General features: G+C 59.2%; 30 protein-coding genes and 1 pseudogene. 23 read left to right on the top strand and 8 right to left on the bottom strand.

Going from position 1 to position 24,323, the window contains the following annotated elements; all coding sequences use genetic code 11:
* Positions 1-61: 61 nt before the first annotated feature.
* The 10 genes from A6U98_RS18345 (at position 62) to A6U98_RS18300 (ending at position 7,222) form a co-directional block, all read left to right on the top strand.
* Positions 62-355, top strand: a complete 294-nt coding sequence (locus A6U98_RS18345) for a GYD domain-containing protein (RefSeq protein WP_064651886.1) — start codon at positions 62-64, stop codon at positions 353-355.
* A 175-nt stretch (positions 356-530) separates the two neighbouring features.
* Positions 531-1,268, top strand: coding sequence for a DUF930 domain-containing protein (locus A6U98_RS18340; protein WP_064651885.1), 738 nt, complete (start codon positions 531-533; stop codon positions 1,266-1,268).
* A 35-nt stretch (positions 1,269-1,303) separates the two neighbouring features.
* Complete coding sequence (locus tag A6U98_RS18335) at positions 1,304-2,404, top strand: DUF930 domain-containing protein (protein ID WP_064651884.1); 1,101 nt, start codon at positions 1,304-1,306, stop codon at positions 2,402-2,404.
* 106 nt (positions 2,405-2,510) lie between these two features.
* Positions 2,511-2,672, top strand: coding sequence for a hypothetical protein (locus tag A6U98_RS37200; RefSeq protein WP_197496402.1), 162 nt, complete (start codon positions 2,511-2,513; stop codon positions 2,670-2,672).
* Positions 2,673-2,772: 100 nt separating this feature from the next.
* Entirely contained in the window at positions 2,773-3,570 is a 798-nt protein-coding gene (locus tag A6U98_RS18325; protein WP_064651882.1) for an APH(3') family aminoglycoside O-phosphotransferase, read from the top strand.
* A gap of 75 nt (positions 3,571-3,645) precedes the next feature.
* On the top strand, positions 3,646-4,452 hold the full coding sequence (locus A6U98_RS18320) for an AraC family transcriptional regulator (RefSeq protein WP_064651881.1): 807 nt from the start codon (positions 3,646-3,648) through the stop codon (positions 4,450-4,452).
* A 357-nt stretch (positions 4,453-4,809) separates the two neighbouring features.
* Entirely contained in the window at positions 4,810-5,706 is an 897-nt protein-coding gene (locus tag A6U98_RS18315; RefSeq protein WP_064651880.1) for a DMT family transporter, read from the top strand.
* 3 nt (positions 5,707-5,709) lie between these two features.
* The gene (locus A6U98_RS18310) at positions 5,710-6,402 is read left to right on the top strand and encodes a phenylalanine--tRNA ligase beta subunit-related protein (protein ID WP_064651879.1); all 693 of its coding nucleotides are present in this window, start codon (positions 5,710-5,712) and stop codon (positions 6,400-6,402) included.
* 97 nt (positions 6,403-6,499) lie between these two features.
* A complete protein-coding gene (locus A6U98_RS18305; protein ID WP_003541590.1) occupies positions 6,500-6,898 on the top strand; it encodes a DUF427 domain-containing protein in 399 nt (132 codons plus the stop codon).
* Positions 6,899-6,979: 81 nt separating this feature from the next.
* The gene (locus A6U98_RS18300) at positions 6,980-7,222 is read left to right on the top strand and encodes a hypothetical protein (RefSeq protein WP_018242968.1); all 243 of its coding nucleotides are present in this window, start codon (positions 6,980-6,982) and stop codon (positions 7,220-7,222) included.
* 158 nt (positions 7,223-7,380) lie between these two features.
* Here the strand turns inward: A6U98_RS18300 and A6U98_RS18295 are convergent, their stop codons facing one another.
* Positions 7,381-7,626, bottom strand: a complete 246-nt coding sequence (locus A6U98_RS18295) for a hypothetical protein (RefSeq protein WP_064651878.1) — start codon at positions 7,624-7,626, stop codon at positions 7,381-7,383.
* Between the two features lie 134 nt (positions 7,627-7,760).
* On the opposite strand from A6U98_RS18295, the gene A6U98_RS18290 reads away from it, so the two are divergent.
* The 3 genes from A6U98_RS18290 to A6U98_RS18280 all read left to right on the top strand — a co-directional run bounded on the left by A6U98_RS18290 (position 7,761) and on the right by A6U98_RS18280 (position 10,504).
* The gene (locus A6U98_RS18290; protein ID WP_064651877.1) at positions 7,761-8,480 is read left to right on the top strand and encodes a Crp/Fnr family transcriptional regulator; all 720 of its coding nucleotides are present in this window, start codon (positions 7,761-7,763) and stop codon (positions 8,478-8,480) included.
* A gap of 129 nt (positions 8,481-8,609) precedes the next feature.
* Positions 8,610-9,830 (top strand): MFS transporter, encoded by a 1,221-nt coding sequence (locus A6U98_RS18285; RefSeq protein WP_064651876.1) that lies wholly within the window; start codon positions 8,610-8,612, stop codon positions 9,828-9,830.
* Between the two features lie 74 nt (positions 9,831-9,904).
* Entirely contained in the window at positions 9,905-10,504 is a 600-nt protein-coding gene (locus A6U98_RS18280) for a DUF922 domain-containing Zn-dependent protease (protein ID WP_064651875.1), read from the top strand.
* 122 nt (positions 10,505-10,626) lie between these two features.
* On the opposite strand, the gene A6U98_RS18275 is transcribed toward A6U98_RS18280, so the two are convergent.
* Positions 10,627-11,313, bottom strand: a complete 687-nt coding sequence (locus tag A6U98_RS18275; RefSeq protein WP_064651874.1) for an HAD family hydrolase — start codon at positions 11,311-11,313, stop codon at positions 10,627-10,629.
* A gap of 208 nt (positions 11,314-11,521) precedes the next feature.
* On the opposite strand from A6U98_RS18275, the gene A6U98_RS18270 reads away from it, so the two are divergent.
* The 4 genes from A6U98_RS18270 to A6U98_RS18255 all read left to right on the top strand — a co-directional run bounded on the left by A6U98_RS18270 (position 11,522) and on the right by A6U98_RS18255 (position 13,428).
* Positions 11,522-11,875 (top strand): DUF1428 family protein, encoded by a 354-nt coding sequence (locus tag A6U98_RS18270; protein ID WP_064651873.1) that lies wholly within the window; start codon positions 11,522-11,524, stop codon positions 11,873-11,875.
* 105 nt (positions 11,876-11,980) lie between these two features.
* Positions 11,981-12,403: a secondary thiamine-phosphate synthase enzyme YjbQ gene (locus tag A6U98_RS18265; protein WP_064652272.1), complete on the top strand. Its 423-nt coding sequence runs from the start codon at positions 11,981-11,983 to the stop codon at positions 12,401-12,403.
* Positions 12,404-12,612: 209 nt separating this feature from the next.
* A complete protein-coding gene (locus A6U98_RS18260; RefSeq protein ID WP_064651872.1) occupies positions 12,613-12,918 on the top strand; it encodes a hypothetical protein in 306 nt (101 codons plus the stop codon).
* Positions 12,919-13,092: 174 nt separating this feature from the next.
* Positions 13,093-13,428: a hypothetical protein gene (locus A6U98_RS18255; RefSeq protein WP_064651871.1), complete on the top strand. Its 336-nt coding sequence runs from the start codon at positions 13,093-13,095 to the stop codon at positions 13,426-13,428.
* Between the two features lie 478 nt (positions 13,429-13,906).
* Here A6U98_RS18255 and A6U98_RS18250 read toward each other — a convergent pair whose 3' ends face one another.
* Positions 13,907-14,647: an SIMPL domain-containing protein gene (locus A6U98_RS18250; RefSeq protein WP_064651870.1), complete on the bottom strand. Its 741-nt coding sequence runs from the start codon at positions 14,645-14,647 to the stop codon at positions 13,907-13,909.
* Between the two features lie 196 nt (positions 14,648-14,843).
* On the opposite strand from A6U98_RS18250, the gene A6U98_RS18245 reads away from it, so the two are divergent.
* Positions 14,844-15,290, top strand: coding sequence for a GNAT family N-acetyltransferase (locus A6U98_RS18245; RefSeq protein ID WP_082933940.1), 447 nt, complete (start codon positions 14,844-14,846; stop codon positions 15,288-15,290).
* A gap of 100 nt (positions 15,291-15,390) precedes the next feature.
* On the opposite strand, the gene A6U98_RS37195 is transcribed toward A6U98_RS18245, so the two are convergent.
* Positions 15,391-15,537, bottom strand: coding sequence for a hypothetical protein (locus tag A6U98_RS37195; RefSeq protein ID WP_003561157.1), 147 nt, complete (start codon positions 15,535-15,537; stop codon positions 15,391-15,393).
* 252 nt (positions 15,538-15,789) lie between these two features.
* On the opposite strand from A6U98_RS37195, the gene A6U98_RS35985 reads away from it, so the two are divergent.
* Positions 15,790-15,981, top strand: coding sequence for a hypothetical protein (locus tag A6U98_RS35985; protein ID WP_082933931.1), 192 nt, complete (start codon positions 15,790-15,792; stop codon positions 15,979-15,981).
* Positions 15,982-16,120: 139 nt separating this feature from the next.
* On the top strand, positions 16,121-16,747 hold the full coding sequence (locus tag A6U98_RS18235; protein ID WP_064651868.1) for an outer membrane protein: 627 nt from the start codon (positions 16,121-16,123) through the stop codon (positions 16,745-16,747).
* Between the two features lie 557 nt (positions 16,748-17,304).
* Here A6U98_RS18235 and A6U98_RS37685 read toward each other — a convergent pair.
* Entirely contained in the window at positions 17,305-17,499 is a 195-nt protein-coding gene (locus A6U98_RS37685; protein ID WP_082933939.1) for a hypothetical protein, read from the bottom strand.
* A gap of 543 nt (positions 17,500-18,042) precedes the next feature.
* Here A6U98_RS37685 and A6U98_RS35970 point away from each other — a divergent pair.
* A complete protein-coding gene (locus tag A6U98_RS35970; protein WP_082243892.1) occupies positions 18,043-18,192 on the top strand; it encodes a transmembrane anchored protein in 150 nt (49 codons plus the stop codon).
* A 547-nt stretch (positions 18,193-18,739) separates the two neighbouring features.
* Positions 18,740-19,963 (top strand): DUF6161 domain-containing protein, encoded by a 1,224-nt coding sequence (locus A6U98_RS18230; protein WP_156667858.1) that lies wholly within the window; start codon positions 18,740-18,742, stop codon positions 19,961-19,963.
* 26 nt (positions 19,964-19,989) lie between these two features.
* Here the strand turns inward: A6U98_RS18230 and A6U98_RS35965 are convergent.
* The 3 genes and pseudogenes from A6U98_RS35965 to A6U98_RS18215 form a co-directional block, all read right to left on the bottom strand.
* Positions 19,990-20,752, bottom strand: a pseudogene (locus A6U98_RS35965) (IS5 family transposase).
* A 78-nt stretch (positions 20,753-20,830) separates the two neighbouring features.
* The gene (locus A6U98_RS37680) at positions 20,831-21,025 is read right to left on the bottom strand and encodes a hypothetical protein (RefSeq protein ID WP_064651866.1); all 195 of its coding nucleotides are present in this window, start codon (positions 21,023-21,025) and stop codon (positions 20,831-20,833) included.
* 1,040 nt (positions 21,026-22,065) lie between these two features.
* Positions 22,066-23,082 (bottom strand): DUF2806 domain-containing protein, encoded by a 1,017-nt coding sequence (locus A6U98_RS18215; RefSeq protein WP_064651865.1) that lies wholly within the window; start codon positions 23,080-23,082, stop codon positions 22,066-22,068.
* A 619-nt stretch (positions 23,083-23,701) separates the two neighbouring features.
* Here A6U98_RS18215 and A6U98_RS18205 point away from each other — a divergent pair.
* Complete coding sequence (locus tag A6U98_RS18205) at positions 23,702-24,316, top strand: super-infection exclusion protein B (protein WP_064651863.1); 615 nt, start codon at positions 23,702-23,704, stop codon at positions 24,314-24,316.
* Positions 24,317-24,323: the final 7 nt, after the last annotated feature.

The following is a 24,323-nucleotide window of genomic DNA, read 5'->3' as shown; positions in this document are numbered from 1 at the left end:
GAGCGTGATGTCGTCCGAAAACCGCTGACACTTTTCGGCATCCTGCTCTGGGAGGTGCGACATGACCACTTACATTCTTTTGATCAATTGGACGGATCAGGGCATCCGCAATGTGCGCGACTCGGCAAAACGGCTCGATGCGGCGAAGAAATTGCTCACCAGCGTCGGCGGCTCCTTCAACCAGTTCTATCTGACGATGGGCGGGCATGACATGGTCGCCGTCTGCGAGGCGCCCGATGACGCCGTCATGGCGCATTTTACCCTCTCGCTGGCGATGGGCGGCAATGTCCGCACGGAGACGCTGAAGGCATTCCCGGAGGCCGCCTACCGGGATCTCATCGGCTCGCTCGGGTAGCCGGAGCCAGAGATCGTCGATCTTAGATGTTGCGGAGCACTCGCTGCGCTGGCAGTGTCGCGGTGTGCTTCAATTTCCGCGGCAGGCTCCGGCCCGACTTTTCGGCAAGCTCATGATGAAAGCGCTCCTCAGTTTCATGATCGTCATCGATCGTCCGACAGCCGCTTCCTGACCGATGGAACTGGCGGCGGGCAAGTGGGATGACGGGATCCGGTGGGGCGCTACGGCGTCGTTCGCTCTGCATGCCATCGCGATCCTGCTCCTTCTGCTGCTGTTGCCGAAGGCCGAGCCGCCGCTGCCATTGCCGGATGACGGTCTCTCGGTGGAGATCGTCCCTCAGGCCGCGGAATCGCTGAAAATGCCTGAGCCCATCATAGCGCCTTCGCCGGAACAGGCTAAGCCCGAGGTCGCAGAACCCGAAGCCGAGCCGGCGGCGCCGGTTGCAAATAATCCGCCTGCTGCGGCAATGCCTTCTGTGGCACCGATCACTTTGCCGGTGCCAAAGCCGGCTGAATTCGTCGAGGCAAGGCAGCTGTTTTCCGACAAGGTCCTTGCCGATCCCCGCAGCCGCCGCGCCCGCGAGGCGTTGCGCGGCCTTGCTGGCAGCGAGCGCAATCTGCAGCTCTGTGATCTCGAGGCGCTGGAGCAGGTCCGCCGGGCGCAGCCGGCCACGGCGCCGGATGCGCTTGCGCCCTATGCGATGGCGGCGGAGAAGGTCAGTGGCAATAGGGTCGAGGTGAAGGGCGGCGCTTTCCGCAGCAAACGAAAATGGTACAACATCCAGTTCAAATGCGAGCTCGATGCCGGCTCCGGCAAGGTCGTCTCCTTCGCCTTCCTCGTCGGCGATGCCATTCCGCAAGGTGAATGGCAGGAGCACAATCTGTTGGCCGAGGACGGAGCCGCCGATCAATAGCTCCCATTGCTGCTCGATCACGCGGTTTTTTTCTTTTGTGGCTTGATGCTGCCGGCTTTAGAGGCCACATCGCTGCTGTGACAGAAGAAGACGTAGAACCGGCGGAAGCGCAGCACGAAACGGGAAAGCAGCGGCCTGAAATCCGCTGGGGCGTCGTTGCGTCCGTTGCTGCCCATATTCCTATCGTTGCTCTTCTCATTTTCGGGCTGCCGAAGATCGAGCCGAAGCCTGTCGAAGACGAGAGCGTGAAGGTGGAGCTCGTTCCTCCGCCGGAGGAGAAGAAGCCGGAGCCCAAGCCCGAGGAAAAGCCACCGGAACCGAAGCCGCCGGAAGAGGCGAAGAAGGAACCACCTCCGCCACCGCCACCGCCACCACCTCCGCCGCCGGCCAGCAAGACTCCCGAGCAAGCTAAGCCGAGGCCCATGCCGACTCTGAGCCCTGTCATCGAGTTTGGCGACAGGAATAGTGGCCCCGAAAAGTCGTTGGCGGGAAATTCTTCTCAGGGCGAAACCAAACCCGCAACAACTCCGCCGCAGCACGATGCCGACCCGGCGCAGATGCCGACAAAGACTGCTGCAGAAAAACCAAAAACTGAGGAGCCTCCGTCAAAGCCGGTGCCGGACGATGTGAAGCTTCCGGAGGTCGCGACGACTGAAGTTTCTCCGGAGCGCAATGGGCCGCCGACAGACGTCTCCGGCGAAGCCAATACAAGTATCGAGCAGACCAAGCCGCCGGAGCAGCAGACCGCTGAGAAACCGAAAGTGATAGCTAAAGACGATCTGCCCAAGGCAAAAACGCTGTTTTCACGGACGGAAGATGGCAGTTTGTTTGCGCAAACTGCGGTCAGTGGTCTTCCACGCAAAGATCGAGTGGCCACGCTTTGCACCACCGAGCTTCAGGGCCAACTCGTTCACGGTTCGCCGCCTTATTTCCCGTCCGCATTGCCTAGTTTTGGATTGCGAGCCGGTACCATCCTTGATGTAAGGGATGCCGCCTTTGGCACAGTCAAGGGCTGGTACCAGGTTCGTTTCCGGTGCGAGGTGGATGAGGAAGCGACGAAAGTCGTGTCGTTTGCCCACGAGGTTGGTGGATTGATCCCCCGCAGTCAGTATGCGAAATATGAAATTCGTGACTAGTCCTCGTGATCCTGGATTGCGTCTCACCGGCAACAGCCACGCGCAAGCAACCCTACCTAGCTTCTTCCCATGGCCGTGATGATCCGGTGAAGAAGAGGACAATGATATGTCGAATGAGATCGAGCGTTTCTTTGAGCGTCAGGACGAGGCCGTGAGCACGCTGTTCCTGGAAAACAAGGGCGATGAACTGACCGATATTCTTGTGGCTGCTCTGGAAGAGGCTTTCGAAATCCTGCTCGAAGCTGCCCCCGCCGACACCGTTCATTGAGGTCTCCGAAGGTTCAGTGCCGATGTGCGCTGACTGATCGTGCCGCTTGTAGTGCGTCGCCTTGTCGCGATAATACGGCAGCGTCAATGGCGCGGATATCATGTCGATTTCACAAGAGGATCAACCGTTGTCAGCGGGCGCACTTGATGCCCGCCTAGCCGGTTACCGGTTCGAACGCGATGCGCTCGGTCGTTCGGCCGCGAGCGTTTTTCGGCTGGAAGCTCCCGGATTGCCGACGCTTTATCTGAAGGTCGAAGAGGCTGGTGCTTTCGGCGAACTCGCCGACGAGGCAGCCAGGCTTCGCTGGCTCAAGACTTGCGGTCTGTCCTGTCCCGATATCATTGCAGAGGACAGTGACGGTGTGCACAACCGGCTGCTGATCAGTGCGCTGTCCGGGAGTGATCTCGCCAGTGCATCAGTGCTGATGCCGCTTGCGCGGGTCGAGCTGCTGGCGGCGGGACTTCTTGACCTGCATCGCCTGCCGATCGCATCCTGCCCGTTCGATCATCGGCTGGAGAGACGTATCGCGGCCGCAAAAGCGCGGATGCAGGCCGGCATCGTCGACGAGACCGATTTTGACGAGACGCGGCTTGGAAAGAGTGCTGAAGCCTTGTTTGCCGAACTCGAGCGGAAAAGGCCGGAAGGCGAGGATCTCGTCGTCACCCACGGCGACGCCTGCCTGCCGAATTTCATCGCATCGGAAGAGGGATTTTCGGGTTATATCGACTGCAGCCGGCTCGGTGTCGCCGACCGCCACCAGGATATCGCGCTCGCCTGCCGCAGCATCGCCCATAATTTCGGCGAGGCGCTGGTGCAGCCCTTCCTTGATCGCTATGGCATGCCGGCCACTGATCCGGCTCGGCTCGAATACTATCAGCTGCTCGATGAGTTCTTTTAGGCCTCCAGGCTGCAACGATTGCGTCATGTCCAAGCGGCTGGCAAAGTGCCCGGTGATCGGATCTGTGGACAGACGATGGCGAAGAACCAATTCAGGATGTTGCGCTCGGCGCTGGCTGGCGTCGAAGCGGTGGAAGCAGAAACGCCTCACAGCTTCGACCGGCACACGCATGAGCAATTCGGCATCGGCTTGATGTCCGCCGGTGCGCAGTCGTCGCTCAGCGGCCGCGGCATGGTGGAGGCTGAGGCCGGCGACATCATCACGGTCAATCCGAACGAAGTGCATGACGGCGCGCCGATCGGCGAGGGGCGGTCGTGGCGCATCCTCTATTTCGATCCCGCCATCGTCAGCGGTCTGTCGCAAGAGATCAGCGAAAGCGGGGCAGGGCGATCGGAAATCCCGCATCCTGTCATCCGCAATGCGGTGATCGCCGCCCGCTTCGAAATGCTGTTTGACGCGGTGACCGGCGGCAGGGCGGCGGCGGAGCTGCTCTGCGAGGAACTGCTTCTGCAACTCGTCGCCGATGTCATGCGGGAGTGTTCTGGTAGCGAAGAGCGGCCGCTGGTGCCGGCGTCGATCCGCGCGGCTCGAAACCTGATCGACGACGATCCGCTTGCCGCCGTCTCGCTTGCCGATCTCTCCAAAGAAAGCGGCCTCAGCCGCTTCCAGGTGCTGCGCGGTTTTGCCAGGGCGACCGGCCTGACGCCGCACGCCTATCTCGTCCAGGCCCGCATCCATATCGCCCGCCGGCTGATCGCTCAGGGCATGCCGCTTGCGGAAGCGGCTTTTGCCAGCGGCTTTGCCGACCAGAGCCACATGACGCGTGTCTTCGTGCGCAAATACGGTCTGTCGCCGCGCCTCTATGCCGGCGCTTTTCTCTGAGCGATGCCGGCATGTCGAGCTTCGTCACCGGCACGGCGATGCTGGCGGATGCCGGGGTTTCGATCAGCAGGATGTCGGGTAGGTGATGGAGAGATCAGTCCTCCGTGCTTGAGGTACAGCCACCCGCCCTCGTCCTTCGAGGCTCCGGCCTGCAGCCTGCGCGCCTCAAGATGAGGGCTGATCGTGGGTACCGCCGGCTGCCACCTCTCTCCAGCCTCATCCTGAGGTGCCCCGTAAGGGGCCTCGAAGGACGGGGCTGGCCGCCGCGCTTTAGTTCTTTGTTTTGTGCCTGCAATTTCGTTCAAGACCCTGATCCATCCCTGCTGTTTTCTCGGCGCTTCCAACAGGAGACGCTGAATGTCGAGACAGGTTCTTGGGTTTTTCTATCTGGCGCTGGCGATGCTGACAGTCGGAAGCACTGTGATCGCAAGCAAACTCATCGCGTCGGGTCTGCCGCCGTTCGGCGCCACCGCATTGCGCTTCGCCATCGCCTTTCCTGTCTTGCTCCTGCTGATGCGGGCGACTGGCGCGCGGCTGCCGAAACTCTGCAGGGAAGACCGCCTCATTCTGCTAATCCAGGCGGGGGCCGGCAGTGTCGGTTATACGACGCTGCTGATTTCCGGCCTCAGCCTGACCTCGGCGGCCGATGCCGGCGTCATCGTCGGCACGCTGCCGGTCGTGTCGGCCGCAATCTCCATCCTGCTGCTTCGCGAACGGCCGCAGCGTGCCCTGCTTCTGGCCGTGGCGCTTGCGACGGCAGGCGTGCTATCGATCGCCTTCACGCCGGATGCGGCCGGAGGATCGCTCTCCGGCAATGCATTGATCTTCCTGGCGGTCGTCTGCGAGGGACTGTTCATCCTGCTGAACAAGAAGCTGAAGACGGAGATTGCGCCGCTTGCCCAGTCGGCGCTGATGACCGGCATCGGCTTCATCGTCGCCGCCATCCCGGCCATTTTCGAAGCGCCTTTCGCACATGGCATTTCGACAAGCGCTGTCGCCGCCGTCGTCTATTATGCGCTGGTGCCGACAGTCGGCGGATTTCTGCTGTGGTATGCGGGGGCAGAAAGGGTGAGCGGCACGGAGGCCGCGCTCTTCACCGCGCTGGCGCCGGTTTCCGCCGTCATGCTTGCCTTCATCATCCTTGGTGAGCCGGTCGGGCTCAGCCAGATCGCCGGCATCGCCTGCGTGCTTGCGGCCGTGCTCGGACTTGCCTTTGCCGGGAACCGCACCGTCAAACTTGCCGGGGGGAGATAGATCATGCAGTTCAGCCATTCCGATGCCCTATGGCAGGCCTTTCCGGAGCTTCGCGCCGGCGCGCTGCATGCGGGAGGCATCCATGCGGGTGCCGATGTCGAGGCGGCGATCGCAGACTTCAACGCGATCGCCGAGGGCCGCCTGGCCAAAGCGCAGGAAGGCGAATTCCCTGAAATCCAGGCTTGGCGGCGCGGCTTTTCCCGCATGGGGCTGAAGCCGACGCAATATCGCTGCGCTTCCGAGGCGCTGCTGCGCCGCTTCCGCCAGGAATATGCGCTGCCGCGCCTGCATCCGCTCATCGATCTCTGCAATGCGATTTCGCTCGCCTTCGCCATTCCGATCGCCGTCTTCGACGCTGAAAAGATCGCTGGCGATCTCGAAGTCCGGCGAGCCAAGGGTGACGAGACCTATCTGACCTTCGGCGGTGAAATCGAGCATCCGGAGGTGAACGAAGTGATCTTCGCAGACGATGAGCACAGGGCACATGCGCGGCGCTGGACGAACCGGCAGAGCGGGCTTTCGGCGGTGCGGGAGACGACGTGCTCGGTGCTGATCGTTGCCGAGGCCCTGCATGCCTCCGCCGGCGACGATATCGCTAGGCTGGTCGAAACAGTTGCGGATGCGCTTGCACGTCACTGGCCGGTGGTGGCGAAAACGGCGATACTCAGTCCGCTATCGCCGCGCTTCGAATTCTAAGGGAGCGAGACTTCAGCAAAGGTGGTGTTCCGGGCCTTGGGTTGGCGGCATGCCCGCCCTATCTCTAGGCGATCGATAGCTTCTGGAGACGAACCCGATGTCAGACAAGTCGTTCAAGATTCCGGGGCCGGATCATCCGATCACCGTCGAGCACAATCCCTCCCGCGTCGTCGTCACGCTCGGCGGCAAGACGATTGCCGATACGCGCGATGCGCTGACTCTGTGCGAGGCCTCCTATCCGCCGGTGCAATATATTCCGCGCAGGGATGTGGACATGTCGCTGCTTCAGCGCACCGACCATAGCAGCCATTGCCCCTATAAGGGTGACGCCTCCTATTACAGCATCATTCCGGGCGGCGAGCGCTCGAAGAATGCCGTCTGGACCTACGAGGCCCCGAATGCCGCGGTCAGCAGCATCAAGGACCATCTCGCCTTCTATCCCGACCGTGTCGACGGCATCGAGGAGATGGCCTCTCCGGAAGCCGGCGCCTTCTGACGTCACGCATGACATTGAACCCGTTCCGGCGGAACATGTTTGCCGCCGGACCGTTAGGATCATCTAGCGGGGAGATGTGTCGTGCCAAAATTCTATTTTCAGCTCTTCGATCGTGATGGCGCCGGGACGACCGAGACGGCATATGATTTTGAATCCATCGAAGCTGCGAAAGCGGAGGCACGGCGCGTCTTGGCGGAGATGGCCACCGAAGGCCTGCCGGCAGCACCTCTGAACATGATGTCGGTGGAGCTCTTCGATGAAAGCCGGCGCCCTCTCGCGGAAATCCGGCTGATTCTCGAAGAAATTGCGAAACAGCCACGATAGGCACGCCAAGCTGTGAATGCCGGTCGCTCGAGCCAAAGCAATCAAAAGACTATGTCAAATTTAATTGCTGGCTATGAAGGCGGGTCTTAGCGTCGCGCCAACGACCGAGTCGGATTGATGCGTAGGAGTGACCGGCGGCAGCCCTTAAACGGCGACCGCTATCGTAAGACGTCGAGCCATTCATTGTTGAAGACGAGGCTGGCAACCGTGACCGGATCGCCGCTCTCGTCACGAACCGTGATGGCGATGGTCATGCGATCACCCGCGGGCAGTTCGTCGCGGGCCACATCCAGCAGGATGCGGGTCACTTCTTTCGGAATGTCTTCACGAGATCTGAGCTCGGTGCCGTGCTCATCGCGCGTGGGACCTTCCCCGTTGTGTAGATCGAAATAGTAGCGAGCCATGTTTTTTCCCTGCGCGTCACAGGGAGAAATCACAGATGAAGACAATTGTTCCAGAGGCTAGGCATTGATTCTTATAGAAAATATGGGTCGCAGCGAAAATCGGTCGGGCTCCAGCGATATCGGCGGGCAAGACCGTGATTGAATCCCTGCTGCTGAACCTCGGAAGCCGCGATGTGCTGTCGGCCGAAGAGGAAAGCCATCTCAGAGCGATCATCGTCAAAGACAGGTATTTTGCTGCCGGGGAGGATCTCGTCTCCGAAGGGAGCCGACCGGGCTACAGCACGCTGCTGCTCGATGGTTTTGCGGCGCGCTATAAGGTGATGGCCGATGGCAGCCGCCAGATCACCGCGCTGCATGTCGCCGGCGATTTCGTCGATCTGCATGCTTTCCCGATCAAGAAGATGGATCACGGCATCGTCGCGCTGTCGTCCTGTCATGTCGCCTTCGCCGATCACGCTGATCTCAAGGCGATCACCGAGCGAATGCCGCATCTGACCCGGCTGCTCTGGCTCGATACGCTGGTCGATGGCGCCATCCACCGCGAGTGGATCGTCGCCATGGGCCGGCGCTCCAAGCGTTCCCATATCGCCCATCTCGTCTGCGAACTCTTCGTGCGGCTGCAGGTGGTGAAGCGGACGCGGGGCGCGAGCTTCCAGTTTCCGTTGACGCAGATCGAAATGGCCGATGTGCTCGGCGTCTCCGTCGTCCACCTCAACAAGACATTGCAGGCGCTGAGGCGCGAGGGCGTGTTCATATGGGAGAACCGGACGATCACCATCGTCGACTGGGAACGCCTGCAGGAAATCGCCGAATTCGATCCTGGCTATCTCAGCATCTTCCGGGAACCGCGGTGAGAGGTATCACACAATCCGTTGACACCAGTTCATTGCGATTGACAATTCATCCATTCGGGCAGAACACCGCTCCGACCTTGAAAACTCTCATAAAGGCCGGCGCAGCCTTGGCCGGCCGGTGACATCGCAATGGACATATCCCAAAGCCCGGGGAGCGTTCTTCGCCACCCCGGCTATCTGAACTTCGCTGCCTCCCGCGTCTTTTCCTCGCTTTCCTTCCAGTCCATTGGCATCGCCATGGGCTGGATGATCTACGAGCAGACGCACAGCGCCTTTGCGCTCGGCCTCGTCGGCTTGTGCCAGTTTTTGCCGATGGCGGTGCTGACCTTCGTCGTCGGCCATGTCGCCGACCGGTTCGACCGGCGGCGCATCGGGCTTGTCTGCCAGGTGATCGAGGCGGTGACGGCGCTGGTGCTGGCGGTTGCAACCTGGCAGCAATGGCTGACGCCGGCCGGCATCCTTGCCGCCGTCACCGTGCTCGGCGCCGTCGTCGCCTTCGAGCGCCCGACCATGGCGGCGCTGCTGCCGAACATCGTGCCGGCCTCGATGTTGCAGAAGGCGGTCGCAACCTCGACCTCGTTGATGCAGACGGCGATGATCATCGGCCCCTCGCTCGGCGGCCTGCTTTATGGTCTCCACCCCGTCGCGCCTTTTGCTATAGCGGCGCTGCTCTTTGCCGTCGCAAGCTTCAACGTCATCTCGATCCGCATGCAATGGAGCCCCGCCAAGCGTGAGCCGGTGACGCTCGCCTCGGTCTTTGCCGGCGTCTCCTTCATCCGCAGCCGGCCGGTCATGCTCGGCACGATCTCGCTCGATCTCTTCGCAGTGCTGCTCGGCGGCGCGACGGCGCTGCTGCCGATGTTCGCCAGCGATATCCTGCATGCCGGTCCCTGGGGCCTCGGTTTTCTGCGCGCGGCCCCGGCGGTCGGCGCCCTCGCCATGTCTATCGTGCTCGCCCGCCGGCCACTGAGCAGCAATGTCGGACGCAAGATGCTCGCCGCCGTCGCCGTGTTCGGCGTCGCCACCATTGTCTTCTCGCTCTCCACCAACATCGCGCTTTCCGTGCTGGCATTGTTCGTCATCGGCGCGTCCGATACGGTGAGCGTCGTCGTGCGCAGCTCGCTGGTGCAGCTTCTGACGCCCGACGAGATGCGAGGCCGCGTCAGCGCCGTCAACTCGCTGTTCATCGGCACCTCCAACCAGCTCGGCGAATTTGAATCCGGCATGATGGCGGCAGCCCTCGGGCCCGTCGCCACAGGCGTTGTCGGCGGGCTCGGCACGATCGTCGTCGTGCTGCTGTGGATGCGGCTCTTCCCGGATCTCACCAAGGTCAAGACGCTGCAGGGCTAGCGCATGTATGACGCGTTGAAAGCGGTGACCGCTCCCGTTAGGTTCGGCCCAAACATCATTCGGCGGAGCCGCGCGTGACGACAAATTTTCTATCCTGTGTGCTTGCTGCGATTTTCACGTCGGTGCCGGCCGTGGCGCTGGCCGAGTGGCAGGCGGTCGAAGAGGTGCGGCCCTATTCGATATCAGGCACGTCGGGGGCCGGGCTCTATGCTTCGATCGGCGAGCGTGGGCCGAAAGCGGGCGGCTTCGGCCGGGCAATCGCGCATACGACGTTCAAGCTGACCTGGACCAGGAAATACGAACCGCAGGGAAATGCCTGCGTTATCGTGACCAATCGGCCGAAGCTCATCATCAGCTATACGCTGCCGAAACCATCTGCTGAGCTGCCAGCCGCCGTGAAGAGCAACTGGGAGGCCTTCATATCAGGTGTGCAGGCGCATGAGCGGGTGCATGGCGAGACCATCAAGGAGATGGTCAAGGAGATCGAGGCGACAAGCATCGGCCTCACCGTTGCCGACGATCCCGATTGCAAGAAGATCAGGATCGAGCTGACCCGCCGGCTCGGCGAGATCTCCCAAAGACAGCGCCAGCGCGGCCGCGACTTCGACAAGATCGAAATGGGTGATGGCGGCAATATCCAGCAGCTCATCCTCAAGCTGGTCAATGGGCCGTGATTGGCTGACGCGGATAACGGGCGAGCTTCTCAAAGCGGTATAGACGGAAAGCGTCGGGCAAGGCTATCAGGCCGCAGCCAGATGCATGGCCGTCGCCTTTCGGAGTGGGCGCTTCGTCGCTGTCAAGTCTCGGTGGGTGCGTTCAGGTCGCGGACAAGGGCGATCAGCTGTGGCAGCAACTCTATTCGATACCGCGGCGAGGGCAGCGAAGCGGGCCAGGCGTTTTTCGGGCCGAAATAGACGGCATGCATGCCCGCGCTGTCTGCTCCCAGAATATCGGCCTCGGGATTGTCGCCGACGAAGAGACAGTTGTCGACGGGCAGGTCGAGACGGCCAGCAGCCAGCTCGAAAATTTCCCGTGCCGGTTTACGAAGGCCGACATCTCCTGAAATGACCACCAGGTCGAGCCCTTCGTTCAGTCCCGCCGCCGCGATTTTCGGTCGCTGAACATTGCCTTCGCCATTGCTGACGACGCCGACCAGAGCGCCATATTGCTTCAGCGCCGAAATGGTCTGTTTTGCCCCTGACATGGGAACAGCCATGCCGGGATATACTGTCTCGAAGTCGTGGAAGAGGGCTGCTGCAAGCTCGGCTGGAAGACCGAATGTCTCCGCCAGGCGCGGATAAAGATCGCGCTTCCTTACCAGGCCGGCCTTCTCCAGCTGCAGGAATTCAGCGATGTAGCGCTGTTCGTCGACGCCGTGCTCGCCAAGACGAAACCGCTGATATTGGAGCGGCAGGAAGGTGAGGACGGTAGCGGTCTTGTCGATGAGGGTCTCGTCAAGATCAAAAAGGACCGCTCTAATCATGGTGTCCCGCCCGATGCTTACTTGAAGGATTGTTCTGCAAAGTCGGTAGAGCCGAAAACCGGATCGGGGTCAAACCTCACGAATTGAATGAACGATCGACTCTGGCGCAAATCACAGATGAAAAAGGCGGTCGACCGCTTCATCCCTGGACCTGTTCGACCGCCCTCCTATCTCTCCCGCTAACGAGGGCAGGTGGAGGAGAAGCGCAATGTCCTATGTCGACGGTTTCATCGTCGCGGTGCCGAAAGAGAATATCGAGGCCTACAAGGAATTCTCGACCTTCGCCGGCTCGATCTGGAAGGAATATGGCGCGCTCGAATATGTCGAATGTATCGGCGACGACGTGCCCTATGGCGAATTGACCTCCTTTCCCCGCGCCGTGCAGGCGAAGGAGGAAGAGGTGGTGGTGTTTTCCTGGATCGTCTACGGCTCGCGCCAGGAGCGCGACGATATCAATGCCAAGGTGATGGCCGATGCCAGGCTCAAGGGCGATCAGTGGCAAATGCCGTTCGACGGCAAGCGGATGATCTACGGCGGCTTCGAGACACTGCTCAGGCTTTGATGCCGCTTTGCCAGAGCGCGTGTAGACTTGCGTGAGGCAAGCATTGACTTGGCCGTCACGGCGCGCCAACTCCCGCGAGATGTCATCTCGAAGCAGGAGAACGCCTTGGCCCAGACGATCCTCACCTTGTCCACACGCGGACAGGGCCTTTACGAATTCACCGACCAGGCGGAGGCCTTCGTCAACGCATCGGGGCGGGAAGAGGGGTTTCTCACCGTCTTCGTGCGCCACACATCCTGTTCGCTGCTGATCCAGGAAAATGCCGATCCCGATGTGCGCACCGATCTTCTCGCCTTCTTCCGCCGCCTCGTGCCGCCGGCCTCCGATCCCGACATGGGCTGGATCGTGCACAGGGCCGAGGGGCCGGACGACATGCCGGCGCATATCAAGGCGGCGCTGACGCAGGTCTCGATCGGCATTCCCGTCGCCAGGGGGCGTTTGATGCTCGGCACCTGGCAGGGGCTTTATCTTTTCGAACATCGCGACCGGCCGCACCGGCGCGAAATCGTGCTGCATCTCTGCACCTGAAATCGTTGAATGCCAGATCCCGATCATCATCCGGATCTAGATCGAAGAAGGAGAGCATGATGTCGTCCGAAAACCGCTTACACTTTTCGGCATCATGCTCTTGTGAATGCAAACTGAATGCCCGGTTCGAACCCCATTCAGTTTGCTGGGTCTACTGTCGAGACAATCCCTGAAGGGAGAGCTTGGAATTCAATCGACGGAGACACAACATGACGCATTTCCTGACCAAGGCTTCGCTTGCCGCTCTGCTCGCCCTCTGCACCATTCCGGCCACTGTTTCCACGGCCGCCGCCGCCGGACCGCAGACGAGCTATATCGTCGAGGCGCAATACCATCGTCCGATCCGCGGCTGCTCGCCGATGCACGCGGTGCGCAAAGCGCGTGATTTCGGCCTGCGGAGAGCCCATGTCACCCGCATGTCGCCGCGGGTCGTCGTCGTTGCCGGGCGCGACCGCCGCGGCTGGGACAGGATCACCTTCGCGAATGTCCGCGGCTGCCCGCTGATCCGGCGCTGAGGACTCCGCGGCAAGCGCCGATGCGGCGCTTGCCGCCCGTTTTTGCCTTGACGGTGACACTTTCAGCCGTCTCTTCTCTGACCTGTATGAGTGATTCTCAAATGACGCTTCGGCGTCATGCGGAGTAGTGGAGGGCGGCTCGACCGCACCGACTTTCAAACGAAAGGTTTTTCGATGATGCAGTTTCTGGCAAAGGCGGGTCTTGCCGTCATGCTGACAGCCGGTACTCTTGCCGGCACGGTGGTCCCGGCCGCCGCTCAGTTGAATATCATTATTGGCGAGCCGGACCGTGGTCCGCCGCAAGATTACCGCCGCCCGCCGGGCCGCGACCGGCCGTCGCGCGGCTGCAATCCGCAGCTCGCCGAAAACCTCGCTCGCGATTACGGCTTTCGTCGCGCCAGGGTCGTCGATATCACGCCGCGTCGCGTGATCGTCCAGGGCTGGACGCGTCGTGGTCCCGGTGAAATGAGCTTCGGCAATGTGCGCGGTTGCCCCGCCCTGCGCCGCTGATATCAAACAGAATACCGCCTCGTCTCCCCGATGCGGCGGCCACAACCGCCTTTGCCAGTCTCCCCGGATCGGCAAGGGCGGTTTTCTTTTTGTCGGATTCTTTTTGCGCTCGGTTTGACTGCGCTCTTTCCTCCGGCGTCATCGTGGGTCTTGTGTATGAATCCAAGACCCCTCCCCAACCCCTCCCCACAAGGGGGAGGGGCTTAACCTGCCGCGCCGCCTCGCCACGCGATTAACGCAACAGCGAGTGCGGTCGAAGTGCGACAGTGCCGCAGGCTAGCCCCTCGCCCTTGTGGGGAGGGGTTGGGGAGGGGTGAGCGGCAGTCGCCGGCGCGAACCGGACAGCAGTGGCCTTGTGCCGAGGATCAACCGAGGCAAATGCTTGGGGCACAAGCCCGAGCATGGCGAAAGGGTAATTGGCCGACTTTGTCGGCAGTCTGAGCGCCGCGCGTCTGGAAAGACACGCGGCGCTTTCATTTTACTGCTCGATGGCGAAGGTCACGGTGACGCTGACATTGTAATTGTTCTCGCCGCCCTGGACGGGAACGGCAGCGTCGGAGGCCTCCTTCATCATCGTGGCGCGATAGACCGGCTGCGGCATTGCGCGCGGCACATTCTCGTTGATCTCGAGGATGCGGCCGAGCTTGACGCCGGCGGCTTCGCTCAGCGTCTTCGCCCTCTTGACGGCATCGGCGACCGCATTCTTGCGTGCCTCTTCGATCGCTGCGTCCGGCTTGTCGTTGGTGAACTGGATTTCGCCGCCCTGGTTGATGCCGAGGGTGACGGACTGGTCGATCACCGCGCCGAGCTTGGCGAGATCGCGCAGCCTGACGGTGACCGAATTGATGGTCTGGTAGCCGATCAGTTGCGGCTGCTGCTGCTGGCCGTCGACCGGCTGCGGATAATTGTACTGCGGCTGGATGGAAAAGCCTGAGGTCTGCAGGTCGCGCTCGGCGATGCCGCCGCTCTTCAGCGCGGCAAGCACGTCGTTCATCGCCTTGTTGTTTTCGTCGAGCGCTTCGCGGGCGGTTTTCGCCTGTTTGACGACGGCGAGATTGACGACGGCCATATCGGGAGCGACGGACGATTCGCCATCGCCGGTCACCGAAATCACCGGCTCGCGCGGTTTTGCCTCCTGCGCGAAGGCGGGCGCTGCGGCGGCGAGCGGCAGCGCCAGAAGGGCGGTCATCAGGACAGTTCTGGTATAGATCGGCGCCATGTTTTCATTCCTTGGTTGTCGTTTCCCGGAACAGCTTTCTGTCGGTTGATTGTGAAGCTATTACGGCGGAAAAGACAGGCGCATGCGTAGCAAGAAAAAAATCTAAGGGGCGCATGCGTTGGAGCTTGAACCCGGAGGACGTCCGCCGACCTTAAAAGCCGAAATGGCTGGATCGGAACCGACGGCTCACTATCATATGGCGACCACCAACGACGAGGAAGCAATGTTCGAAACGCTCGATCCCGTCCCGTCCGAGATCGCCACCGCGATTTCCGATGGCCTGAACGCCTTCAACGAGAGCGCTGAGATCAGACGCGAGGCCTTCGCCATCGTTTGGCGGGAGAACGGGGGGCTTATCGCCGGAATAACGGCGTCCGTTTCCTTCTCGGTTCTTTTCATCGGCAATCTGTGGGTCGCTGAATCGCTGCGTCTCAGCGGCATCGGCCGGAAGCTGATGGCGGCGGCGGAAGAGGAAGGGCGCCGCCGCGCCGCGGTCGCGGCCTGCGTCGACACGCTCTCGACCCAGGCCCCGGATTTTTATCCGAAGCTTGGATATGTCGAATTCGGCAGGGTCAGCGGGCATGCCGGAGGCCGGCCCGTTGACCGGATCTGGTTCCGGAAGGAATTTGCCGCCGCAACTTGATCAGAAGTCGCTGGCGGCTTCCCATCAGATATCAACTGAAATGATATTGGAGGACGTAATCGCGGGGGCAGACGAGCCGGTTGACTCGCCAATTGTCCTACTAGGCGCCGAAATCGTCCATGAAGGATGGATGGATAGCGGGCTTGCGCTCTTCGCGTGCGTCGCGAATACGCTGGGGAACCGCACCGAGACCAGCGACGAAGCGGGTCAGGAGATTGCGGTTGAAAAGTTTATGTATGGCACTCATGGCAGTTCACTCATTCTTTTTTTTGTTAGCTGGCAGCATATATTTTGCCCAGGCTGCCATAACAATGGGCAATTTTGCATGACAGTTATGTGACGGTGCATGGCTTGAGGCAGTGGGGCTGAAAAACGATCACATTGGCGTTAGAAGGGGGCCGCTGAGGCTGCTCAGGCCCTATAAGTCCTCGCCTACCCTCGTGATGGCGTGGTAAATTGCAATCTTGGGCCAAAGATCCCCTCCGAAGGAGAAGCTCAGATGAACCGATTTTTCGCATTTGTCGCGACTGGAACGCTGATCAGCCTTGCCACGATCATGTCGGGCTGCACTTCATCCGGAAGCCTCGACCAGACGTCGTCGATCGGCGGCGGATATTATGAGCGTCAGCCGCTTAATCCGGCGTGTGGGGGTGGGTTCAGACCGAGTGATGGGCGTTCTTGCAGTTATTAGATGGCGCGATACTTGTCACGACCACTTTGGCGCATATGTTCTCTAATCGTATAGTTATGCGAGTGTGTCTTTAGCGTTGCATCTATTTGTTGAGTTGGCTGTATCCTCTGGCGTGTTGTAAGACATGGGGTAAACGAAAATGAAGCTAACGATCGCCACCACTTTTCTAGCGCTTGTCGCAACGACCGCGCTTGCAGCGGATGCCGTAGAGTACATCCCGGCCGCACCCGTTGCGGCTGCGCCGGCTTTCACCTGGTCAGGCCCGTATCTCGGTATCGATGGCGGCGCCAGTTGGCTGAATGGTGATTTCAGCGTCGGCGGCGCCAGCGATTCTCAGGATTTCAACGGCGGCGTCTTCGGTGGATTTGTGGGTTACAATTTCCAGTTCGACAACAACTTCGTTGTCGGTATCGAGGGCAACCTCGAATACAACTGGAACGAAGAGGAAGCGCTGGGCGCGGACGTTGGGACCGATTGGGCCGGCGCTGTTCGTGGCCGTGTCGGCTACGCCTTCGACAGAGCGCTGCTTTACGGCGCAGCTGGTTGGACCGCCACGCGCGGATATGTTGACCTGCCGGGACTCGACAAGGAAACGGAGACCTTCAACGGTTACACCGTCGGCGCTGGCGTCGACTTTGCCATCACCAACAACATCTTCGCCCGCGGCGAGTATCGGTATAATGACTTCGGCGAGAAGGACATTCTCGGCGTAGATGTCGACCTCGATCAGCACGAACTCAAGTTCGGAATCGGCGTGAAGTTCTAAGATTGGCTGTCGGATCAGCAGGAGGAAAGCCCCGCCGGAAAAAGCGGGGCTTTGTGCGTTTCATGACAATGCCAGGAAAATCCTTCGACTAAGCCCGACTGCAAGTGCCGGTTGAAAAGCGCTCGGTCAAACGTCTAAGCTCCAGACACTGGGGATATGCTAATGGTAACCGTGCGTCGCTCGATCCTGAGCGCCTTCCTTTCCGCTGCCCTTGCTTCCACATGCCTTGCCGATGCCCCGACGTCGTCGGGTACCGGTTTCGCAGTAACCCGGAGCGGCTGACTGCTAACAAACGCGCACGTCGTCCAGGGATGCAAGCAGCGACACTCCAGTCCGGCCCTGTGACCGTGTCGACCCGACTTCCCCGATCGGGCTCCTATCGGGAGGAACTGCCGCTCAACCCAGCCTGTGGGGGTGGGTTCAGACCTAATGATGGGCGTTCTTGCAGCTATAGAATTGTGCGCCGATCGGGCATGATGCAGCCGGACGAAGTCGTGTAATAGTGGCCATCCCCAGAGACGAACCATCGCGGCAATCAGACTTCTCATTTTCCAGCGCTAATAGCTGCACGGACGATCATTGCCGAATCCATCGCGGCAGGCAGGCCGAAGGGCAAAGTCAGCGCTCTGAGCGGTATATCCGACCGAACCCGTCTGCACCGAGTCATTTGAGCTCGTGGTACACGACGATGCCGACATGGCAATGACGAAGATGGCTGCCATGGCTGCCGATAGTTTGCGAGTTTGAAGCATCTCCCCACCCATCTGTCCAAAGTGTCCGAATAATTCTGGCAAGTAGGGCCGATGAGGCGTTCCGATAACTGTCGTTGTCGATCAAGATTCTGTTATTGGCTGAAAACCTCTTCGCCAGCGTTCGCTGCCACGATCAAAGGCTGCCTCGGCCACGCCTACAGATGTCGTTGGTTTGGACAACGATGATATAGGGAGCCGCAGCCGGTTCAAAGGGGTCTCATTCACCCGGTGGATTTCGCTATTTGGTCTATGCGGGGGTCGGCATCAAATGCGAGGGAGCTGGACATTGAGGGTGGGCACCTTCGGCTTGACCGGAAATTAAATGAGCACGGCGTTTTCCTTTCTAGGTTCGTTTGCCACCATTTACATGGGCTGGAGCCTACTCACGTCTCTGTTCGTGCGGACCCGAAGGACGTCCGAATTGAAGCGTGCTTTTCCATCGCGTGCGCCAGACATCTAGTATTAGATAGTCCTAAATTTACCAATTGCAGATAGACGCAAAAGGTGTACTAGTCCCGACCTCTTCAACCAAAAGGGGATATCATGACGAAGACCATCATTGCGATCATCTTGCTTTCGTTTGCCATTCCATCCATCGCTGTAGCAGGGAACTGCCAGACATCGTCCGATCGCGCTTCGGATGGGTCTCGCTGCGGCGGCAGGGCTGCAGATCAAAGGGACGGCGGCGAATAGCCTGTGCTTTGCATGATAGGGCATGTCGGAAGAGCATCCCGCCATGTCCATCACCTCGCCCGACGATCGCATCTCGACCTATAATCAAAGTGGATGGTGATTGTGCGCACGATCGTGGGGATTGAATACCCGACAGGAATCGTGGCGTGGCCGAGCCGGACATCCTCTACAGGCAGATGCCACCTTTGCAAGACCTTTTCAGCAATGCGTGCCATCTCGTCACGTAACCGTCGATCAAGGGCTGATGCACCCGGTCGACTTACTCTACTTCGGTCGCCGAAGAATGGAATATGTCGTCGATTCGCCCCTATCCTGAAAATCCGGATCGAAGCGTCGGGGCTAGATTATAAAACCGCTTGTCATGTAGCAAGTGCCACAGTACGGCATGCCGTAGCTCAATCGCAGATGGTGGTCTGCGCTTGCAGCGGAAGATCGAATCCAATTAGAACTTGCGACTTCAGGTCGTCATTTGCTGCGCGGTGGTACGATGGATGTCTTAACGTTCGAACTCGTCAATTTCCCGTTCTTGCCGGCGCAGGAAACGGTAATGCCTGACGAGATAATTATTCAAGACCCACAGGCAACTCCGCCGCTAGTCCAAATCATCACCATTGCCATTCGGTATGTCAGTCGCATCGAAAAAGAGGGGGACTTGGCAGGACTGTTAGGTACCCTTCAGAGGTCAACTCTCAAAGGCGGCAAAATGATGCGCCCGCAATTGAACGTCGACAACGTCCGTGACTTCGGCCCCAGGTTCGAGTCAGCCTTCGACCACGCTTCGCCGGAAGAGCAGGTCGAACTTATAATTTCGCTCATTGCCGCTCTAGTTGCCGAGACCAAGTATCATGCATTCGGTATCAAGTTCGCTGACACCAGGTTCGGCATTCCGATCCAGGCAGAAATTGCGAGCTATGAGGCCTGGAAAACTGCAAAGTCCCGCTTTAGCGGTTTCGACAAAGCCGTGTCCCGAGTTCTAGAGCAGCAAGCTCAGCAGGTGGAAAAGTTCTCGGCGGATTCCGCCCATGTGCTGCAGGCCGCGAGCAACGAGGTAATCGAGCTCCAATCACGCACTGCGGACGCCATCAAGAGAATATCGGACGAGGAGACTAGGTTTTCCGCTAGCCTCGACAGTTATGGAAACGCCATCGGGATGGCAAAACGCCAGTCGGATCAGGCGGCGGAAGCATCGCAAAAAGCCGCGGAGATTGCGTCGACAGCCGAAGGCAACATCTCCGCGTTCAAGTCGGCCGTTCTTGAGGCCACCAAGATCGATACCGCGAGGAAGCTTTGGGATCGCCGTGCCACGATCAATGCCATCGCTTTTTGGTGCTCGGCGGCCGTCATCTGTGCCTTCCTGATCGTAATCCCGGTGGTTGCTCTCTATCACCTAGACCAAGTGCTCGCGATTTTGGGCCATGTGATGCAGACCACCCTAATCGGCTTCAACGCTGCTACTTTGAGTCCTGCAGCTCTAACCGCTATCGCGATCAACAGGGTCGTCGTCGTAACGGTGCCAATCGCGCTCTATTTCTGGATCGTTCGCCTGCTGGTCCGGTACAATATGAGGGCACAGATGCTTCTGGATGATGCGCGCCAGCGTCATACGATGCTCGATACGTACTTCCACCTGATTGAGAAGGATGCGGCGACAAAGACAGACCGCGCGCTCGTTCTCAATGCGTTGTTCCGTCCTACGCCTGGGCAACAGTCCGAAGCTGTGGAGCCGCCGAACTTCACGGAATTACTCGAAAAGGCAGTCAGCAAAGGCTAGCGAGCTAGGCTGTGGTGACAAATTAACTATTTGAGCCAGAGCATGATGCTTGCCAGCTTGATGAAGCCGAGGAAATTGGCTGCGAGTTTGTCATAGCGTGTGGCGAGGCGTCGCCATGTTTGAGTTTGGCGAAGAAACTCTCGATGCCCCAGCGCTGCTTGTAGGCGATGCGGTTGTAGGCATGCTGATGCTTGCGATGGCGCCGCGGCGGAATGACCGGTTCCCCGCCCTGATCAAGGATGATGTCATGCAGACTATCGGCATCATAGGCGCGATCGGCGAGCACCTGTTTGGCTGGCAGTCCACGAACGAGGTCGCAAGCCGGAGCCATGTCGTTCTGCTGTCCCGGGCCGAGATGGAAACGAACCGGCAGCCCGAGGGCATCCACTACAGCATGGATTTTGCTGCCAAATCCGCCACGGGAGCGGCCGAGAGCCTGGGCTTGCGGTCCCCCCTTTTGCGGCGTCCGCCAGCTGCTTGCGCCTGCGCTCGGATCACGGTGGCATCGATGGACAGCCATTCCATATCCGGATCGGCAGCCACCGCTTCGAATATCCGGTCGAATACGCCTTGATCGATCCAGCGGTAGTACCGCCGTTTGACTGTCTGATAAGGGCCGAAGCGGTCTTCAGGCAGGTCGCGCCAACGCGCACCGGAGCGGGCCAGCCACAAGATCGCATTGAAGAACCGCCGCCCGTCGCTGCGTGGACCCCGCCTGCCTTTGCGACCGCCAGGCACAAACGGCTTCAGCCGCTCCCACTGATCATCCCGGAGAACTTCACCTTCCATCGCTGACCTCCAAAAGTCAGCGTTGAATCTGATTTGCTCCTCAAACGGAATCCCAAATCATTAATTTGTCACCTCAGCCTAATAGCTGCACGGACGATCATTGCCGAATCCATCGCGGCAGGCAGGCCGGAGGGCAAATTCAGCGCTCTGAGCGGTATAGCCGACCGAACCCGTCTGCACCGAGTCGCTCAAGCTCGTGGTACACGACGACGCCGATATGGCAATGACGAAGACGGCTGCCATGGCCCCCGATAGTTTGCGAGTTTGAAGCATCTCCCCACCCCTTACTGGCCAAAGTGTCCGTATAATCCTGGCAAGTAGGGCCAATGAGGCGTTCCGATAACTGTCGTTGTCGATCAAGATTTTGTTATTGTGTGAAAACCCCTTCGCCAGCGTTCGCTGCCGCGATCACGGCTGCCTCGGCCACGCTTGCAGATGTCGTTTGTTTGGACAACGATATAGGGAGCCGCAGCCTGTTCAAAGGGTTCCGATTCACCCCGGTCGATTGCAGATCCGGAGTAGTAGGAGGCTCATGGGTGCGGCAATCAATGCAGAGCGAAGCGTCGCCCGGTCGGCGACGGATTCGCCGAGGTGGTCGCCTTTCACAAAGGAGATAGGACGGCCGAATAGGCGCTCTACTCGAGGACATCCAGCAGCTTGCATTGGCAGAAGGCGCCTCGAGGCGCGGATGCCATATCCAGCGCGCACAGGGTCAGGTCGCATTGAAACGCTTGGGTTCCACGGCAAAAGAACAGCAAGCGGCAACGAAGAGGGCTTTGGAAAACAGGGCAGATATCCTTGTCGCAAGTCTTTCCAACCAGTAGGGAGCTTAAATTATAGGGGGAACAACCTGCGACTGGGAAATTCGGCTTTTGCGCCGGGCCATCAAATTAGAAGAGCCGCCCGGGAAAGCTGAAATATTGCGCTCGGACGATCGGAGCAGAGGAATGTGCGAGTGACAGCAGCAATATTCCGACCCGCCTTATTTCGGGAATGAGGCCGACTATGGGAAGGGACTTTTCGGGCACGGACAGTTCAAAGCCATGCCGACTCGCCTAGAAGCAGTGAGAATAGTCGTAGCACCGTCCGAGGCGGCGCCACCACCGCTACGATCTTCGCACGGCGCTTGCCCATTCCTTGACGTTGATAGTGAGGGGCCAGTTGGGCTCTTCGATTTCGATCTCCGGCGTTTCGGCGCCGGGGAACGCGCCCTGCACCATATTCGATGTCGGTGTTGGGTTCGGTTTGCTTCCGCGCAACGCCGTAATATTGAAAATTGCAAGCCGGCTTGGCCGATGCTGAGTCCTCGCTCACTAAGCCAGAGGAGAGGGTATTCTGGCGTATTGTCCGGGTTCATACTGTTGCCAGAAAGAGATATTCGCAGCAGGGATTTCAGTTATGAGTCGCTTTGCGTACTCAACGCCAACCTGGATCTCGTTGAAAGGTAGGATTGAACTCAAGGCTCTGCCTACATCGGTCAAAATATAGACGCCAAAAGCTGGTTCTTGTCGAGCCAAAGAAATTATCTCACTATTTTTATGGGAAACTGAAACAGATTTTGGGAAAGAAAGCGTGAGACTTCCGAAAGAAGACGCCCATGCTTCTTCTTCGCCCTTTACCTTTATCGTCCCAAACGTGTTTCGATGTCCTGAAGTTCCCGGCTCAACAATAAGGCCGGCAGAAACCAACAATAATTTCTCCTCAAACGAGAGTTCCGGCATGATCGAAATTACTAGAAGATCACGCACACGGTAAGGCATAAGACTTTCGAAAAGGGCGGCCGCCTCCCTATCAAGTTCATCCGTCGCGCGAAGAACCTTGGGGCTGAAGGTACCCGGCTTTCGGATCTCACCCGCTAGGACGCGGCCCCAGCGCTCGCGAAGCTCTTCCGAGGTTGCTGCCTCTGCAAAGTGCTCGAAGCGAGACATGAACTCTTCACTCACGGCTGCAGGTCCGGCTGGGGCTTCGTCATCAGTAGGCGGCGTCCGTCGAAGATCGTCGATCGCTTCTGTAACCACAGCGTCCTTGTTAACCTGCTGACCAGCGATTTTTTTGAAGTGGTTTTCGAAAGCACGGTTAGCGAACGCTTCATCGATTTGCAGTCGTTCGATCCCATATCTCGCCGTCGCCTCAATAAGTTGGCGCTCTCCCTCGGACTTCGCTCGGCGGCGAATATTGATACTTTCGAGCCAAGAGTTACCGAGATCCGCGATGTTCCCTGCCAAGCGGTCGATCGCGGCCACGGCACGACTTTTGGCAGCAGCTTTGACGCCAGTATCAGTAAGCTCCGCAGAGACAGATGTTTCGTTGCTGAGATGATCTTCCGCCATGTATCGCCCCGATTTTATGTGCGAGCACAGCATCGGGTTGAATGCGATTCGTGGCAACGGTGCATCAGCTAGACGAGGCTGTGATGGGCAAAGTGGCGGCTCATAAAGGCCTAAGTGTGGATTACATTGAGAACGGGCGAAAAACAACACTGGACCGATGCCGACTCACTACGTGCATGTTGCGCTACCGATGCAACCAGCAAAGGAAATGAACAATGAAATTCTATGATCAGGACGGTGCGGCCGTCGCGTACGTTGATGAGGATGGCGAGACGATTTACGCGTGGGGCGGGAACCGTTAGCTTATCTCGACGGTGGAAACATCTATTCGTTTACGGGAAGACATGTTGGTTGGCTTGAAGACGGCTGGGTAATGGACCACAACGGCGGGCATTCTTACTTCTCAGCCGCCGCGGCCGGCGGCCAGCTCAAACCACTCAAACAATTGGAAAATTTTAAGGGCTTAAAGGAGTTTCTGCCTTTCAAAAGCTTCAAAGAGTTTGTGCCCCTTAAGCCTTTGCACTCAAACTCTTGGGGACAACGTTTGTTCGGATAAAGGAAAGGGCCAACCGTCAGTCGGCAGCATCGTTGTCTGTTTCGAATTGCATCGATTTTCGACGTGCATCCGCTGTTCGCCGCCGCGGAGTTGCTTGGGTTGAGGACAAGGGAGCTCGGCGACCCCAGGGGCACACAGTTCATGCCATCACTGAAAGACCTCATGGAGTTCATGGGAGCAAGCTGGCCCATTGCCTTGGGTGTCCTGCTCGCGTCCAGCGGTATCCTATACGCGGACAACGTCGCTTCATCCTACTTGGCATCATTGCCAAAATGGGCGCCTGGCGCTGCTTTCGTAGCCGCGCTTTTCAGCGGAAGCGTCCTGATTGTCTCGGCGCTGAAGTCGCTCATCAATCTCGCGAGAAAGCCATTTATGAGAAAGCGGCGTCTCGCATGGCAAGCGGAGCACGTTGCCGGACTTGAAGATCTTCCCGATTCAGAACGATACATACTTGCTTGGGCCATAGCCAACAGCACGCAAGTTGTCGCCGCTCCGTACTTCAACGCCCACGTCAAAGGCCTGATCACCAGGGGCTATCTTCTGACAACTCCCGGCAGTCACAGCATAAACGAGACGCCACTGTTGATACCAGATCATATCTGGAAGGCTTTGAAGGAAGGTCTGCAGGGCGAAAATCTGAGCGCACTCATCGGCGTCCGGCCTTTCGATCGTTGGTGAGCTTCTA

This window comes from Rhizobium sp. WYCCWR10014 (genome assembly GCF_001657485.1).
Classification (GTDB): Bacteria; Pseudomonadota; Alphaproteobacteria; order Rhizobiales; family Rhizobiaceae; genus Rhizobium.
Note: the sequence above shows the minus strand (reverse complement) of the source record. Positions and strands in the feature narration are given on the sequence as shown.